Source organism: Mesorhizobium sp. P2_C4 (assembly GCF_056404575.1).
Window position 1 is genome coordinate 1,167,572 of sequence record NZ_JBFUDT010000001.1, and the last position, 16,247, is coordinate 1,183,818.

General features: G+C 61.4%; 17 protein-coding genes and 1 pseudogene. 14 read left to right on the forward strand and 4 right to left on the reverse strand.

What is annotated here, in order from left to right; translation table 11 throughout:
* Positions 1-11 precede the first annotated feature (11 nt).
* The 5 genes from AC1DX6_RS05580 (at position 12) to AC1DX6_RS05600 (ending at position 3,912) form a co-directional block, all read left to right on the forward strand.
* A complete protein-coding gene (locus AC1DX6_RS05580; protein WP_477311712.1) occupies positions 12-287 on the forward strand; it encodes a hypothetical protein in 276 nt (91 codons plus the stop codon).
* 228 nt (positions 288-515) lie between these two features.
* Complete coding sequence (locus AC1DX6_RS05585) at positions 516-1,430, forward strand: LysR family transcriptional regulator (protein WP_477311713.1); 915 nt, start codon at positions 516-518, stop codon at positions 1,428-1,430.
* A gap of 195 nt (positions 1,431-1,625) precedes the next feature.
* Positions 1,626-2,108, forward strand: coding sequence for a cupin domain-containing protein (locus tag AC1DX6_RS05590; RefSeq protein ID WP_477311714.1), 483 nt, complete (start codon positions 1,626-1,628; stop codon positions 2,106-2,108).
* 91 nt (positions 2,109-2,199) lie between these two features.
* The gene (locus tag AC1DX6_RS05595) at positions 2,200-3,402 is read left to right on the forward strand and encodes an MFS transporter (RefSeq protein ID WP_477311715.1); all 1,203 of its coding nucleotides are present in this window, start codon (positions 2,200-2,202) and stop codon (positions 3,400-3,402) included.
* Positions 3,403-3,447: 45 nt separating this feature from the next.
* On the forward strand, positions 3,448-3,912 hold the full coding sequence (locus AC1DX6_RS05600) for a DUF302 domain-containing protein (protein WP_477311716.1): 465 nt from the start codon (positions 3,448-3,450) through the stop codon (positions 3,910-3,912).
* A gap of 64 nt (positions 3,913-3,976) precedes the next feature.
* On the opposite strand, the gene AC1DX6_RS05605 is transcribed toward AC1DX6_RS05600, so the two are convergent.
* Positions 3,977-4,912: a LysR family transcriptional regulator gene (locus tag AC1DX6_RS05605; protein WP_477311717.1), complete on the reverse strand. Its 936-nt coding sequence runs from the start codon at positions 4,910-4,912 to the stop codon at positions 3,977-3,979.
* A 257-nt stretch (positions 4,913-5,169) separates the two neighbouring features.
* Between AC1DX6_RS05605 and AC1DX6_RS05610 the strand changes: the two genes are divergently transcribed.
* The 6 genes and pseudogenes from AC1DX6_RS05610 to AC1DX6_RS05635 all read left to right on the forward strand — a co-directional run bounded on the left by AC1DX6_RS05610 (position 5,170) and on the right by AC1DX6_RS05635 (position 10,739).
* Positions 5,170-5,952, forward strand: coding sequence for a 3-hydroxybutyrate dehydrogenase (locus tag AC1DX6_RS05610; RefSeq protein ID WP_477311718.1), 783 nt, complete (start codon positions 5,170-5,172; stop codon positions 5,950-5,952).
* Between the two features lie 24 nt (positions 5,953-5,976).
* Positions 5,977-7,134, forward strand: a complete 1,158-nt coding sequence (locus AC1DX6_RS05615; RefSeq protein WP_477311719.1) for a patatin-like phospholipase family protein — start codon at positions 5,977-5,979, stop codon at positions 7,132-7,134.
* 45 nt (positions 7,135-7,179) lie between these two features.
* On the forward strand, positions 7,180-8,574 hold the full coding sequence (locus tag AC1DX6_RS05620; protein ID WP_477311720.1) for an NAD(P)/FAD-dependent oxidoreductase: 1,395 nt from the start codon (positions 7,180-7,182) through the stop codon (positions 8,572-8,574).
* Between the two features lie 64 nt (positions 8,575-8,638).
* Positions 8,639-9,444: pseudogene (locus tag AC1DX6_RS05625) on the forward strand (FAD-dependent oxidoreductase); the annotation flags it as partial.
* 15 nt (positions 9,445-9,459) lie between these two features.
* Positions 9,460-9,894: a hypothetical protein gene (locus AC1DX6_RS05630; protein WP_477311911.1), complete on the forward strand. Its 435-nt coding sequence runs from the start codon at positions 9,460-9,462 to the stop codon at positions 9,892-9,894.
* 140 nt (positions 9,895-10,034) lie between these two features.
* Positions 10,035-10,739: a peroxiredoxin-like family protein gene (locus tag AC1DX6_RS05635; protein WP_477311721.1), complete on the forward strand. Its 705-nt coding sequence runs from the start codon at positions 10,035-10,037 to the stop codon at positions 10,737-10,739.
* Here the strand turns inward: AC1DX6_RS05635 and AC1DX6_RS05640 are convergent.
* The gene (locus tag AC1DX6_RS05640; protein ID WP_477311722.1) at positions 10,723-11,628 is read right to left on the reverse strand and encodes a LysR family transcriptional regulator; all 906 of its coding nucleotides are present in this window, start codon (positions 11,626-11,628) and stop codon (positions 10,723-10,725) included. The genes AC1DX6_RS05635 and AC1DX6_RS05640 overlap by 17 nt on opposite strands.
* A 135-nt stretch (positions 11,629-11,763) precedes the next feature.
* Complete coding sequence (locus tag AC1DX6_RS05645; protein WP_477311723.1) at positions 11,764-12,654, reverse strand: LysR family transcriptional regulator; 891 nt, start codon at positions 12,652-12,654, stop codon at positions 11,764-11,766.
* A gap of 106 nt (positions 12,655-12,760) precedes the next feature.
* Here AC1DX6_RS05645 and AC1DX6_RS05650 point away from each other — a divergent pair, with 106 nt between their 5' ends.
* Together AC1DX6_RS05650 and AC1DX6_RS05655 are read left to right on the forward strand one after the other, a co-directional pair.
* Positions 12,761-13,423, forward strand: a complete 663-nt coding sequence (locus AC1DX6_RS05650; protein WP_477311724.1) for a peroxiredoxin-like family protein — start codon at positions 12,761-12,763, stop codon at positions 13,421-13,423.
* 67 nt (positions 13,424-13,490) lie between these two features.
* A complete protein-coding gene (locus AC1DX6_RS05655; protein WP_477311725.1) occupies positions 13,491-14,675 on the forward strand; it encodes an MFS transporter in 1,185 nt (394 codons plus the stop codon).
* 197 nt (positions 14,676-14,872) lie between these two features.
* On the opposite strand, the gene AC1DX6_RS05660 is transcribed toward AC1DX6_RS05655, so the two are convergent.
* Entirely contained in the window at positions 14,873-15,460 is a 588-nt protein-coding gene (locus tag AC1DX6_RS05660) for an HD domain-containing protein (RefSeq protein WP_477311726.1), read from the reverse strand.
* A 252-nt stretch (positions 15,461-15,712) separates the two neighbouring features.
* Between AC1DX6_RS05660 and AC1DX6_RS05665 the strand changes: the two genes are divergently transcribed.
* Positions 15,713-16,234: a hypothetical protein gene (locus AC1DX6_RS05665; protein WP_477311727.1), complete on the forward strand. Its 522-nt coding sequence runs from the start codon at positions 15,713-15,715 to the stop codon at positions 16,232-16,234.
* Positions 16,235-16,247: the final 13 nt, after the last annotated feature.

The window sequence follows — 16,247 nt, forward strand, 5'->3', positions numbered from 1 at the left end:
AGGATCCTACCATGAACATCAAAGCTATTTGCCTCGGCGCGTTTGCACTTTCCGTTCTGAGCGGCGTCGCCTTTGCCGGCGCGCTCGATGAGCCTTCCAACATGCAGCCGTTCTTCACCGATGCCGGCATGAAGACGATGAAGCCCAAGGCCGAATTTAAGGCCGCCTGGGATGCGATGGCGAAGGACAAGCAGGGCGCAATGATGAAGGAGTGCCAGGACGCGGCCATGAGCAAGCCTCACGCCGAGTTCTGCGCCAATCTGCAGGCCCTTGGTGGCGCCAACTAAGCTGCCACTGCGCCGTTTCAGGTGTCACCAGGGCTGTCAGATGGCGAGCAATTTGCTCGCCATCATCATTTCTGGAGGGTGCGTTCCAACCGACGTTCGCAGGCACGATCAACGCGCCATGACGGGCCGCTATCGACTTCATAGCCGCCGTGCATTGGCACGGCGCAATGGTTTGCGGCAGGGTCCTAGCCAGCAGATGCATCATATGCAGTTGAGGGACGAGTCGGCATGGACATTCATCACATCCGCTACTTCCTTGCCGTGTGCGAGACACGAAATTTCACGCGCGCTGGCGAAAAATGCAACGTCACCCAACCGGCTCTGTCGCGCGCGATTCAGCAGCTTGAGGACGAGGTTGGAGGTTTGCTGTTTCGCCGCGAGCGAAACCTCACGCATCTGACGGATCTGGGCGTTCTGCTGCGCCCCCGTTTCCAGCAGATCCTCGACGAGCTGACCGGCGTGCGGCAAGAGGCATCGAGGTTCCTGTGCCTGGAAAACGCCAACCTCAAGGTTGGCGTGATGTGCACCATCGGTCCCCGCCGGTTCACCGGCCTGCTGGCGGACTTCAACAGGCGTCAGCAAGGCATCCAGCTCCAACTGGTAGAGGGTGTGCCGGCGTCGCTGTCGCAGCTGCTTGAATCAGGGGAAATCGACGTCGCCATCATGGCGTCGAGCGACAGCTTTCCGGACCGGTTCGATGTCACACCACTTTATCGCGAACGCTTTGTCCTGGCTTTTCCAAACGGCCATCGGCTGGCCCGCAATGACAATGTCGCCATCTCGGAACTCGACGGCGAAAACTACCTGAGACGTCTGAACTGCGAATATCGCGATCACCTTGCCGGCCTGTGCAACGATCGCGGCGTCAAGCTCAGGATTTCCTACGCCAGCGAGCGCGAGGACTGGATTCAGAACATGGTTTCGGGGGGCCTCGGAATTTGCTTCATCCCCGAATTCAGCGCCGTGATTCCCGGGCTGCAGGTGCGGCCGGTTATCGACCCCGAGGTCTGGCGTGAGGTATCGCTGGTGGTCGTCGCAGGGCGCAGGTTTTCGCCGGCAGCCTCGGCTTTCGTCAGCAGCGTCAAGGCGCATGGCTGGACGACCAGCGCCATACCGCTGGCAATTCGCAAAACCGCAGCGTGAAACATAGTAGAAGATTTCTTGCGCTCGAGGCCCGTTGTCTCGTGGCTCCCTGAAATGTCAGCGCGAGTGATCCACTATAGTTTTCAGGTATCGAATTGAGAGCCAGGCAGCATTTCTCTTTCATCGATGAGCCGGTCACTCTCCCAGTCATGCCCCGCCTCCCGCGTTTGGGCACCGACAAAGGAGAAATACGATATGGCTACCAAAAAACTCAATCTGACGTTTGCGCTGGGGCTGCTCTCGGCGACCGCAGCATTTTCCGCCGCGCCGGCCTTCGCCGGAGACTGCCCGGCCGGCCAGGCCGCGACCACGGACATTCAGGAGCATCCCAGCAAGCCGGTTGGCGTGACCGACGATGTGCTTTCGGCAATCGATCTCAGCCCAAAGGGCGACGCCTGGAAGGGCAACATGCTGCGTCTTCGCAAGCTCGTCGTTCAGCCCGGCGGTGTCGTGCCGTGGCATGAGCACAACGTCCGCCCGGCCAACATCCTGGTCGTCGAGGGCTCGATCACCGAATATCGCAGTACCTGCAAGGTGGGGATCGAGCATCCGGCCGGCGACGTGACCGCCGAGTTCGGTCAGCTCGCCCACTGGTGGAAGAACAATGGCAAGGTTCCCGCGGTGCTCTATTCGGCCGACGTCCTGCCGCCGGCGATGCACGAAGATCATATGATGTAAGCCGCACTTTTTGGCGACGTCCTCCCTTACCGACAATTGAAAGCGCGTCCTCGGGTGACCGCCTGGGGACGTGTGGCCACGGAGCCCTGTCATGACCACCAGTGAACTGACTGAACCGACGCGGCTCCGAATGGTTGCTGCAGACAGCCGTCGCTTCGGCCTGATTGCCCTGATCGCGTTCCTGACGCTTGTCGATCTCTTCGCCACCCAGGCGATACTGCCGTCGCTGGTCATCAAGTTTGGCGTCAGCCGCGCCACGATGGGCTTTGCTGTCAATGCCAGCACCTTCGGCATGGCCGTGGCCGGCATCGCGGTCGCGCTTCTCGGGCGCGGCATCGATCGCCGCAACGGCATTTGGATCAGCCTGGCCGTCCTGGCGATACCGACGACACTGCTTTCGCAGACCGACAGCATAGTCGTGTTTGCATTGCTGCGGGTCGCGCAAGGTCTGTGCATGTCGACCGCCTTTACGCTGACAATGGCTTATCTGGCCGAACACTTTTCAGCGCGGCAAACGACGAGCGCGCTTGCGGCCTACGTGACCGGCAACGTCGCCAGCAATTTCTTCGGCAGGCTCATGTCGGCCGCCGTCGCCGATACGTTTGGCATCTCCACCAACTTCCTGACGTTCGCCGCCCTCAATCTGTTCGGTGCCGCTCTTGTCTGGTTCACGCTGCAAAAGACATCCGCAATGATGCGCACCGACGATACGGGCGGGCTAGCCAAAGCGGCCTGGAAGGGTCCGCTCGAAAACGCCGAGCTGCGCGCCTGTTTCGCGATCGGCTTCCTGATCCTCTTCGTCTTCATAGGCACGTTCACCTATGTGAACTTCCAGCTCGTCGCCGCGCCGCTTTCGCTGTCGCCGATGGCGCTGGGGCTGGTGTATTTCGTCTTCCTGCCCTCCATGCTGACCACACCGCTCGCTGGGCGTGTCGCTACCGGTCTCGGCCCAAGGATCGGCGTCGGCGCAACACTTGCGCTGGCGATCCTCGGGTTGCTTCTGCTGCTTGCGACCAGCCTGCCGGTCGTTCTTGCCGGGATGGCGCTGGTCGCCATCGGCACCTTCCTGGCGCAGGCGATAGCCACGGGGCACGTCAGCCGGACAGCCTCGCGCGACCGCGCCGCCGCAAGCGGCATCTACCTCGCCTCCTACTATGCGGGTGGGCTCGCCGGCAGCTTCGTCATCGGGCAGATCTACGACCGGATCGGCTGGGCCGTATGCGTAGCCGTGCTCGTCACGGTTCTAGCCGGCGCGATCGTGGTCGCGCGCGTGCTGCAAACGCCAAAGGCGTGAGATCCAACGACCGAAAATTTTGACCATTCAACAAAGGAGACTGACATGAACACCTTCCTAAAAACCTTGCTTGCCGGCGCCGCCATGCTGATGGCGATCGTCATCCCGGCCGCCGCATCGGATGGCGTTGTAACGGTCAAGAGCGACTATTCCGTCGCCGAGACCGTCGCCCGCATCAAGAAGGATGTCCTCAAGAAGGGTATCAAGTTCTTCGGCATCATCGACCAGGCAAGGCTTGGCAACAATGCCGGCAACGATGTCAGGCCGTCGCGGCTGGTGATGTTCGGCAACCCGGCGCTTGGCACGACCTTCATCACATCCAATCCCGAAGCCGGTCTCGACTGGCCTGTGCGCGTGCTGGTTTACCAGACCGCGGATGGCGCTGTTTACGCCGCCTACAGTGATTTCGACTGGATCGCCAAGCGGCATGGCATTACCGACCGCGCGCCGCAGTTCAGAATGGCGACCGAAGTCATCCGGTCCGTGACCTCGACGATTAAAAAGAACTGAGCGCGGATATGTGCCGGAGTTCCACCGCTCGGGCATGCTATGCAGATTGTTTCGCGCAGGAAGGCTACTCGGCGGCGGACAGTGCCTTCGCCCGCTCGCCGAACCACTTCTTCTGCGTGGCCTCGCGCACCAGTGCGCCAACCGCAGGCGAATGCCTGCGGCCGCGCACGGTGACGAGATTGACCTCGCGCCAGAATTCCGGCTCGGTGATCGGCAAGGCCACCACGCCCGGGTGTTTGGCGGTATGCTCGGGCATGAAGCCGAAGCCAAGCCCGGCCGCGATCATCGCCAGTGTCCAGTCGTCACGATCACTCCAGTAAACGGGGCTGACGGTGACGCCCTGCTCGGCGAGAATGGCATCCGCATAGCCGGCGAATTCACAGTTGTTGCGGTGAATGTAGCTTTCATTGCTCATGTCTTTCACCCGCACGCTGAGTTGGTTGGCCAAACGATGAGCCAGGTGAACAGCCATCACCATCTGCTCTAGAAAAAGCGGCAAGGAATGCACTTCTTCGTCGGGCACGTTCGACGGCAACGCATAGATGGCGGCCTCGAGATCGCCCTCGAGCAGTCGCCGCCGCAAGCTCTTGGCGTCCGCGTCGCAAAGATGAAGCTCAACGCCAGGGTGATGGGCGCGAACGGACGAGATCAGCTCGATGATCTCATCGGGAGCAATCGTGCTCATAATGCCGACCCTGAGTGGCGTCCTCTTCAGGTGCACATATTGCTCGGCGATCTGCTTTGCCTGGCGGGAGTTTTCGAAAACGCCCTCGAGATAGGTCTCGACCATGCGGCCGAGTTCCGTGAGATGGGTGAAGCGCCGCTCGCGATGAAAGAGCGCACCGCCAAATTCGTCTTCGAGCAGCTTGATCGCGCGTGAAAGCGCCGGCTGCGTGACATTGCACTGCTCAGCCGCCCTGGTGAAATTCAGTTCCTTGGCGACGGCCAAGAAGTATCTGACCTGGCTGATCTCCACTGCCGCTCCCCATCGGCCGAACATACGTCACGATCCGCGTTGCTGGGCGATCTTACTAGTTGCCGTAACGTCAAACAACCCGAGGCGGCAGAACCCGGCGGCGCCGCCGGCGTCAAACCGATGATCTGACCGTCGGCTATCGAATCCATGTCTCAACGGCATTTCCGCTGCTTCGAGCCGCTCGCCATACTTGGCCCAGAACTCGAGACCTGGGCGCGGAAGACCGTTGCTCGCAGCCGTCGCCGGTCTTTCCGGCAGCAGCTCCAACCAAGGAAACGACGATGCTCAGAGGAAAGACAGCACTCATCACAGGCTCGACGAGCGGTATCGGCCAAGGCATTGCCGAAGCCTTCGCGGCCAAGGGCTGCAACATCGTCCTGAATGGCTTCGGCGATGCCGATGAGATCGAACTGCTGCGGTCGAGGCTTGCCACAGATCATGGAGTGACCGTTCGCTACGACAATGCGGACATGAGCACGGGCGGCGCGATCACCGCGATGATGGACAAGGCGATCGCCGAGTTTGGAGCCATCGACATCCTGGTGAACAATGCGGGTATCCAGCACGTCGCGCCGATCGACGAGTTTCCGATAGAAAAATGGGAGGCTGTGGTCGCAATCGACCTGATGTCCTCCTTTTATACGATCCGTCGCGCGCTAGGTGCAATGAAACAGCGCAAATGGGGTCGCATCATCAACGTCGCCTCGGCGCATGCGCTCGTCGCCTCGCCATACAAGTCAGCCTATGTCGCCGCCAAGCATGGTGTTGCCGGGCTAACCAAGACGGTCGCGCTGGAAGTCGCCGAACAGGGCATCACCGTCAACGCGGTCTGCCCCGGTTACGTGCTGACCCCGTTGGTTGAAAAGCAGATACCGGACACGGCCAGGGCACGCGGGATCACCGAGGAGCAGGTGATCAAGGACGTCCTTCTGGCGGCCCAGCCGACCAAACAGTTCGTGACAGTTGCCCAGGTTGCGGCGCTCTGCCTGTTCCTGGCCTCCGACGATGCAGCTTCGATCACCGGCGCAATCATGCCGATCGAGGGCGGCTGGACGGCTCACTAGACCCCGAAATGAGGAATAAAGCCCATGAACAAGATCACTCGAAATCCGTCCGTGTCCGAAGCCGAGCCCGAGGTCGATCGTCTGTCGGAAGGTGCAGCCAAGCGCCAGACCGTATTGGTCCTTCAAGGTGGCGGTGCACTCGGAGCCTATCAGGCAGGCGTCTACCAGGCGCTCGTCGAGGGCGGCATCGAACCGGATTGGGTCATCGGCACGTCGATCGGCGCCATCAACGCCGCTTTGATCGCGGGAAACGCGCCTACGGATAGATTGCCGAGGCTGCAGGAATTCTGGGACGGCATTAGCCGGAGCAGCCCGCTCGACGAGTTTTTCGCGATGATGGTTCCAAGCAACGTCTTTGCCAACATAGGCACGGTGATGCGTGGCATACCCGGCTTCTTTGAACCGAACCCAAGCGCTATGTTCGGGGTGAATCGCGAAGTAGGTGTGGAGAATGCCTCCTACTACACTACCGATCCGCTCAAGAGGACGCTGAATGACTTGATCAATTTCGACTATCTCAACCGACGCCATACGCGGCTGACGGTCGGCGCGGTCAACGTCAACACCAGTGAGCTCAAATACTTCGACACCCGCGAAATGGCATTGTCGGCGGCGCACGTCATGGCGTCGGGCGCCTTGCCGCCGGCGTTTCCGGCAGTCTGCATCGACGGCGAGCCCTACTGGGACGGCGGCATCTATTCGAACACGCCAATCGAGGTCGTTCTGGATGAACGCCCGCGCCGGGATGCCCTGATCTTCGCGGTCAACATGTGGCAACCCAATGGCACCGAGCCGAAATCGATCTGGCAGGTGATGGGGCGGCAGAAGGATCTTCAGTTCGCCAGCCGCGGCAAGAGCCACGTGGCCCGGCAGGAACAACTGCACCGCCTGCGCCATGTCGTGCGCGAATTGGGAAAGCTTGTGCCCGAGGAACAGCGCCAGGACCCGATGTTCAAGGAATTGGCCTCCTATGGCTGTCCTTCCGTCATGCACCTTGTCAGGCTGCTTTCGCCGCGCCTCGACGGCGAGGACCACACCAAGGACATCGACTTCACCCGCGCAGGCATCCGCACGCGTTGGCAAGCCGGTTACGAGCACGCCCAGCGCGTGCTCGCGGAAAAGCCATGGGAATGCGACGTCAACATGCTGCAAGGCATCGTCATCCACGAATCGCAAGAGTGACTTGGTCGAACGCGGCGAGACCGAGGAAAGAGACGGAGAATACCGATGCAGATCATCACTCCGGGGATGCGGCTGGTTCCAGAAGCCGTGCTCGCCAACAACGCCGCGCTTTTTCGCGCGATAGCGGAGACTCCATCGCATGCGGATAGCTCGCTGCACCGCGTGGTCATCGTCGGCGGCGGTGCGGGCGGACTGGAACTGGCGACGCGCCTCGGCCGCAAATTCGGCAAGCGGCGGCTTTCCGTCACGCTTGTCGACCGCAATCGCACCCACATCTGGAAGCCGCTTCTGCACGAGGTCGCCTCAGGCACACTGAACGCGTCTAACGACGCAGTGGAATACATCGCCCACGCCAGCCGCCATCACTATCGATACCGCATCGGCGAAGTGGTCGGCCTTGACCGCGCCAGGCGCCAGATCTTCGTCGCGCCAAGTTTCGACGACGAAGGCAGGCAGATCATACCGCCACGTGTGCTGGGCTACGATACACTGGTGCTGGCCGTCGGCAGCGTCAGCAACGATTTCGGCACGCCTGGGGCGGCTCGCCACGCAATCGCGCTCGATACGGCCGATCAGGCCGCCCGTTTCAACAAGCGCATGATAGACGCATGCCTGCGCGCCAACGCGCAATACGAACGGTTATCGCCAGACCAGCTCCATTGCGTCATCGTTGGTGCCGGGGCCACCGGCGTCGAACTGGCGGCCGAGTTGCACAAGTCGATGCGGGAAATCGCGTCGCATAACCTCGACAACATTGATTTCGAAAGGCTGATCTGCATCACCATCGTCGAGGCCGGACCGCGCATCCTGCCGGCCTTGCCGGAACACCTCGCACGAGCTTCGGCACGCCTGCTCGTTGATCTGGGCGTTCAAATACGCTGCGGGATCAAGGTTACCGAAGTGACGGAGGGCGGCATCAGGCTTGGCGAGAAGCTTTTTGTGCCGGCGGAGCTGGTCGTCTGGTCCGCCGGGATCAAGGCGCCGGATTTCCTGAAGAAGCTCGATGGCCTCGAGACGGACCGGATCAACCGCCTGGTCGTCGATGAGACATTGCAAGCCAGGGGGGATGAGAACGTGTTTGCGATCGGCGACTGCGCGAACTGTGTCCTGCCCGGCGAGGACAATCCCTTGCCGCCGCGCGCCCAGACAGCCCATCAGCAGGCTGACCACTTGGTCAAGGTGATTGCCGCGCGTCTCGCGGGACGGGCCGCGCCGGCATTCCGTTACCGCAACTATGGCTCCCTTGTTTCGCTCGCCGACTACGGCTCGTTCGGCAGCCTGATCGGCGGACTGAAGATCGAGGGCCTGCTTGCCCGCCTGATGTATCGCTCGCTCCACAAGATGCATCTCAAGGCCGTGCACGGGACGGTGAAGACCGCGCTGGACACGATTGCCGGGATCCTGGCGCAACGCACCAAGCCGCGAGTCAAACTGCATTGAATCCCGGGAGGTCAAGACGGTGGAAAAGTATGATGTCGTGATCCTCGGCGGCGGCAACGCCGGGATGGGCGTGACGGTGGCTACGCGCGCCGCCGGGCTGTCAGTAGCCATGATAGAGGCACGCGACCTCGGCGGCACCTGTCCCAATCGCGGCTGCACCCCGAAGAAGGTCCTCGTCGCGGCGAGCCATACGCTCCATGAGATCGAACGAGCCGGTCGGCACGGCATTATGGTCGATACGCCGAGGCTCGACTGGCGGGCTCTGATCGACCGCGAAAAGCAAATGATCAAGGACATTCCGACCCGCCTGTCCGGATCGATGGCCAAGCGCGGCGTTGACGTCATCGTCGGCGAGGCCGTGTTCGTCGGCAGCAATGCCGTCAGCGTCGACGGCCGCGAACTCGAAGCCAGGAACATCGTCATCGCAACCGGCTCGAAGCCGCGTCCACTGCCGATTCCGGGCGCGGATAATATGATCGTCTCCGACGATGTCCTGAACGACCCGGTGCTGCCGCGCGCGGTCGTCTTCGTCGGTGGTGGCGTCATTGCCTTCGAACTCGGCCATGTCTATGCGCGCGCCGGCGTCGAAGTGACGATCCTTGAGGCGCTACCGCATCTGCTCGGAACATTCGACGCCGATGCCGTTGCCCGGATCCGTGACGAGAGTGAACGAATAGGCATTCGAGTCCGCACGCTTGCCTGGGTCAAAAAGATCGACAAGAACGGCGGTCGGTTGACAGGGTTGTCAATTGCGCCGGGCGCGTTGCCAATGTCGAGGGGCTCGATCTTGGCGCCGGCATCATCGTGCACCGCGAAGGCCGCATCGAAATCGACGATCATTTGCGCTCGCGTTCCAACCCTGACGTCTACGTCTGCGGCGATGCGGTGTGGAATTCTCCGCAGCTTTCGCCGGTAGCGACCTATGAGGGCGGCATCGTTGGCCGCAACATCGTCGAAGGGCCGAGACACCGGCCGGACTACGGCCAGATACCGGCGTCTCTCTACACGGTGCCGGCTCTAGCCAGCGTCGGGCTGACCGAGGCCAAGGCCAAAGAGCAACGACTTGGCGTGAGGGTCCATGTGAACGACATGCAGGGCTGGCTGTCCGCGAGGACCTATGCCGAGACCGTGGCCTGGTCGAAGATCATCGTCGAGGAGACGACGGACAGGATCGTCGGCGCCCATATGGTGGGCCATGCCGGCGAAGAGCTAATCCATATCTTCGCGCTTGCCATGAAACACGGCATCACGGCCACGCAGCTGGCCGAAACGGTCTACGGCTTCCTGACCTTCGCTTCTGATATCAGGAACATGATGTAACGAATTGAGGAGAGGCGGCGAACAGAATACGAACTTTCCCTGAGTTGATGCACGCGGGGTATCAAATCCATGCAAGAAAAGCATGGCCTTGGCCAACGGGCTTCGATGATAGGCTGCATGCGACCCGTGAAAGTGCAGAAATGGCCGTCGACGACCAGACAATGACATTTGAACAGTCCGTCCAGGCTGCCATCGAGCTCGACGCACCGCTGAACGAGCGGCTTGCCGTGATTGCGGCCGCGGTGCGCCGCCTGAACGCGGATTTCGCCGACGCGGTGGACCGCCTGGTGGCGCGTCTGGAGCAACAAGGAGCCGGAGCTATGGCGCCGGCTCCCGGCGATGTCATGCCGGCATTCCTGCTGCCTGACGATGAGGGCAGACTGGTTGGCCTGGGCGGCATCCTCCTCCGGGGGCCGGCCGTGATCACTTTTCAGCGCGGCCACTGGTGTCCTTATTGTCGGTTGAACGCGATTGGCATCGTCGAAGCTCAGCAGGAGATTGCGGCGCTGGGCGGCCATGTCGTGGCAATCATGCCCGAGCGGCGCAGGTTCGCGAAGGCCATGAAGGCGGCCGTGGGTGCCGAGTTTCCATTCCTGACCGACATGGACAATGGCTATGCCCTCTCACTCAACCTGGCGATCTGGATCGGCGCCGAGATGGAGCAGTTGATGGGCGTTGCATATGATCTGCCAAACTACCAAGGCAACGCCAGCTGGTTCCTGCCGATCCCCGCGACTTTCGTCGTCGGCACAAACGGGGTGATCACTGATCGCTTCGTCGATCCGGACTACCGCCGGCGCATGGACATCGACGACTTGATCGCGGCGCTCAGGCGGGCTCGCTGACGCCAAAGGTCGACCAGTCGGTTGACCGCAACAGGTTGAGCAGCGTCGTCGCCACCGGCGAACGTTGGCGGCCAGCGACGGCATAGACAGCGACGATCCGTGAAATGTCCAAGTCGCGGAGCTTGAGCCTACGGACGTTCGGCGAGCGCGGCGCGGTCATCGAGACGAAGCCAACTCCGGCGTTGGCTTCCAGCAACGCCAGCAGATCGTGATCGGTCTCGACCTCATGCGCGGTCCGCGGCGCCAGACCTTTCGCGGAAAGACAACGCGACAGCTCCTCACTCGTTTCCCAATCGATGCGGCTGAGCACAGGTTCCGCGGCAAGCTGGCTTAGCGCGACATCTGACTCGTTGCGGCGGGCAAGCGGATGATCGGAATTCACCACGAGCTCAATCCCTTCCTGGAACAGCGGCCAGGTATCAAGCCGGTCCCATGCCGCCCCCAGCGGACCGGCAACGGCCAGTTCGACCTCGCCGTTCTTCAGCGCATCGATGACAGCGGTCGGCGAGCCGCGGTTGATCTTGAGATGCACGCCGGGATAGGCCCGGAAAAGCTCCGTAAACGGAGAAACCAGAAGTGCGATATTGACGCTGTTGGAAATGGTGACGTTGAGGGGAGCCACGTCGCTGCTTTGCACCGCCTTGGCCAGCGATTTAGCGGAAGTGGCGGCATCGTAACACTGCTGCAGCAAGGGCAGCATGCGTCGTCCTAGCTCGGTCAGATGGGAATGCTGGCGCTCGCGCCGAAGGAGCTCTCCACCCAACTCGTCTTCAAGTGTCTTGATCGCGCGCGTCAGCGCAGGCTGCGTGACGTTGCACTCTTCAGCTGCCCTCGTGAAGTTCAAGGTGCTGGACAGGGCCAGGAAATAGCGGACCTGCTGCATCTCCATGAATTTTCGCCCCCTCAGCGAAATGGTCTATCAGCGATGGTGCAGATTAGAAGATTAACGCAATGGACCGTTTTCAGCAAAGTGGCCGCACCATAGGTGCGAATGGCCGCGGCGCCAAGCAACCATAACGCAGAGTCATGATGAACTAAGCGATTTGCTGAGCCAATCGGCGAAGCCTCTGGCCCGCTTGCTCGGCTGGCGCCCGGCCGGGAAAAGGGCATTGATGGGTATGGTCGGTAGTGGGAAATCCGGCAGCAGCCGACGCAGGCGACCGTCCTGCAGTTCGGCGTTGAACATCCAGCCCGAACCGAATGCCACGCCAAGCCCGGCCACAACGCATGCGGTGACACCGGCCGAGCTCGAGACCCTGATACGCGGGCTTTCGGGCAGGACGAAATTGACCTGCGGATCGACTAGCTCCTGAAACGTTGCGCCGGAGCTGTCGGAAGGCCCGAAGATCACCTGGTGTTGCGCCAGATCGGCAGGGCTGCTCGGTAGGCCATGCCGGGTAATGTAGTCCGGCGCGGCAACCAGCAGCCTAGGCGTCTGCCCGACCTTGCGCGCCATCATGCTGGAATTGTCGAGCAGGCCAAGCCGGATCGCGACATCGGCGCCCTCCTCGACAAGGCTGCGCCGGCGATCGTCCATCATCAGCTCGACAGAGAGATTGGGATGCTCGGCAAGAAGGCTTGGCAGACGAGGAATGAGCGCGCGCACGGCAAAGGTGACCGACAGCTCGACGCGTAGAACTCCGCGCAATTCCTCGTTGCCGGCGGCGGTGTCGGCCGCCGCTCCCAGGTCCGCAAGCAGCGGCCGGATCTGGTCGAGGTAGACCTGCCCCGCCTCGGTCAACCCGACCCCGCGGCTGGTGCGGACGAGAAGACGGGCGCCGATGCGCGCCTCCAAATCGTTCAGAATCCGCGACACCGATGGTTGCGAAAGGCCGATTTCGCGGGCGACCTGCGAAAGGTTGCCGCGTTCCGCCACCCGCACGAACACTTCGAGCTCCTGCAACCTGTCAGCCATTCGTTTTCCGGATGATTGGTATGCTTTGCGGCAAGCTACCCCTCCCTTTTGAAATAGGCGAGGACATTCCGCCGCAAGCAATGCGGTCACGATTTTGGAGTGTCCGATGTCTCTTCAGGAAAAACTCGATGCCTTCAAAGCCGATTTTGAAGGCAAGGCCCCCAAGCAAGCGGTCGAGATCATGCATCGCGCGACCGCTGAGCTCATAGCGTCCAGCCAGGCCGATCAAGCTTTGAAGGCAGGTGCCGTTGCCCCGGCCTTCACATTGTCGGAGGCCGATGGCGGTTCTGTCGCATCGGGCGATCTGCTTGCCCGCGGGCCGCTGGTGCTCAGTTTCTATCGCGGTGTCTGGTGCCCCTATTGCAACATCGAGCTCGGCGCCTTGCAGGAAGCCTGGCCGGCAATCCAGGCCATGGGCGCGCAACTAGTTTCCATCTCTCCGCAGTCGCTGGCGAACGGCCGCAAGGCCAAGCGCGACAAGCAGATAGATTTCCCGATGCTGAGTGACCCCGGCGGTAAGGTTGCCGACGCGTTCGGCTTGCGGTTTCGCCTGCCGGACGACCTGGTCGCGCTTTACCGGAGCTTCGGCGTCGATCTGCCGCTGATCAACGAGGACCCTACATGGACATTGCCGATGCCGGCTCGCTTCGTGGTCGGACAGGATGGCGTCATCGCCTATGCCGAAGTCAGTCCGGACTACACACGCAGACCCGACCCGGCCGACATTCTGCCCATCCTCAAGCAACTGCAGGGCTCCATCGCGGCCTGAACCGATGGATATCAACCGCATTGCAGTCGCGAACGTCGCAGCAGCCAGCGCCGCCCGGCGCTGGTCGATGCTGATATTGATCTCGATCGGCGCCTTCCTGCCGATGACCACATGGTTTTCCGCAACGGCGATCGCGCCGCAACTGACACGGCTCATGGACCTTTCCCCGGCGCAGGGCGCCTGGGTCACCGGTGCCGTGCAGATGGGCTTTGCGATCGGTGCATTGGCCTCCAGCATGGCCGGCCTGCTGGATATAGTCTCGCTTCGCAAGGTGATCGCCGTCAGTGCCTTGACGGCGGCTGCAGCCAACCTCTGTGTGTTTTTCGCGCCCTCGGTCGGCTTGCTGCTGGCGGCTCGTTTTGTCACCGGCATGGCGCTGGCGGGCGTCTATCCACCGGCACTGAAACTGGTGTCGACCTGGTTCAGTGCCGGGCGCGGAACGGCGCTCGGCGTTCTCCTCGCGGCGCTAACGCTTGGTTCTGCCTTTCCTCATCTGGTATCCGCGCAAGCCGCCGAACTGGCCTGGCAAGACGTCATCTTGGCGACCTCCCTCGCGGCAATGGCGGGTGCGTTGTTGATCTTATGGTTCGGCGGGGAAGGGCCCTATCCGTTTGCAAGGTCAGCATTCGACCCTAGCCACATCAAAACGCTGCTGCGCAATCGCGCGCTGATGTTCGCCAATCTCGGCTATCTCGGACACATGTGGGAGCTCTATGCCATGTGGGGCTGGATCCTGGCCTACATCAGGGCGGGCAGCTATGGTCTCGGCATTGGTGACCCGAGAACAGCCTCCTTGCTGGCATTCTTGGTCGTCGCATCGGGCGGGATTGGCTCGATCGTCGGCGGCATCGTGGCCGATCGCATCGGCCGCACCGCGACGGCGGCTGCGATGATGGCGGTCTCCGGCCTCTGCGGAGTTAGCATCGGACTGACCTTTGCCGGTCCGCTCTGGCTGTTCGCCGCCGTCGCCATTCTCTGGGGAGCAACCGTCATCGGAGATTCCGCGCAATTCTCGGCTATAGCAACGGAATTGAGCGATCCACGCTATGTCGGCACGGCACTTTCCCTGCAGTTGAGCATAGGCATCGCCCTTACCTTCGTTTCCATCCACATGACCTCATTCGTGGCGGAAGCGGTCGGCTGGCGCTGGAGCTTCCTCGTCCTGGCACCCGGCCCGCTACTTGGCATCGTCGCCATGCTGGCGCTGCGGCGCATGCCCGCGGCACGGCAAATCGCGCACGGGCTGAGGTAATGGCTTTCAATGCGTGTTGAATTTGGGTGAGCTAAGAGCGCTTTCAGGGACTGGCGTTGTGATCACGAACCGTTCGCTTCAGGTCATTTCGCGGGTCGTCACAATGTTACAAAAGATTCTGTAAGTAATTGAAATCGTTGGTATGATCTAGAGTTCAATCCTCTCTCGCAGCACCAGTTTCCTCGCCAAGCCTGTTTTCAGGGTCCTACTGAGACACCAAGCGGCATCGAACACTGTTCGGCGGCACGTTTCCATAGCGTTGCGTCACCTTCCCTCAGAACGTCCAGCAGCCGCAGCTTTTCGACGCGGTAGACGCGCCAGAAACCGGGATCGCGCAATTCGATGTTGCGTGTGTTGTCGATGAGATCGGCGAGCTTGATCGTCTTGGCTTGCGCCGGCGCGGCCGCCGTATGCGCCAGGTCTATCGCCTTGCGGGCCGCGCGGTTGCCGTCGGAAGGCACGGACACATCGGTCAGCCATCCGACGAGGTCGGCGACCGTGCGGCCGAACTCCTCTTCAATCTGACCAATCGTGACCGGGGTGTCTTCCACCACATCGTGCAGATAGGCGGCCGCAATCATTTCGACCGTATGCGGCACGCTGCGCACGATTTCGGCGACGGCAACGGGATGCACGATGTAGGGCTCGTTGGTGTATTTTCGCCGCTGATCGATCGACTCGTGCGCCCGTCTGGCGAACGCGAGCGCGAGGTCCTCCATATTACCCGGCAATGTCTCTTCCCCTCGGAACACAACCTGTTCAAGCGCAATCAGGCCCGGCAGCAATCCGCGTCACGCTACCACGAACAGTCCTGATGGAAAAAACGGGATTACTTCCCTTGGCGTTGCCCTGGCAGAGGGGCGACGCGCGACCTCGAGGCGTTGCGACTGTGAGGCTCCATCGTTCTTGATTCCAGAGTGAAGAAAATCACAGTCTGAAAGCAAGATTTCTGTCTAGTGGTCGAGATCGGCAACAAATCACTGCCGATGCGCTCGCAATTGTTGATGCCGCGATCTCGACAGGGCAGGGAGGGTGAAATGGCCAAGTGGGAATTGAGAATTACGCGTTCTGGAGAGCAGACAAGCGGCGCGAAACGCAGAACAGTTGGCAAATACGAAGTCTTTCACGATGGCGTCAAAGTGGCCGCTCTTTCCGGGGCAACTGCGGAGACGAAGGGACCTGGTGACAACAGGACTGCCGGCAACAATCGTTGCGTCGAGGCCGGTACCTATAATCTGTTCACCCAGGCGGGCGCCAAATACGTAACCATCGGCTATACATCGAATGTGAATCCGGCCGCGCTCAAGCGCCCCGGCCTGCTGTTGCTGCCGACCGGCGCACGGGTTGGAATACTGATGCATCCGGGCCGCGGCTTCCTGTCTTCGATCGGCTGCATCAACCCGGCGACGAAGCTTGCAACGGCCACTGATGACATAAATTTCGTCGATAGCCGCACCCGCGTCATTGCCATCATCGATGACATGAAGGCCTTCCTCGGCGCGTCCTTTCCGGGGACCAACGGCGTCAAGATTCCGAACGCGACCATCGTGATCCAGTAAGCCACGCCCGAAT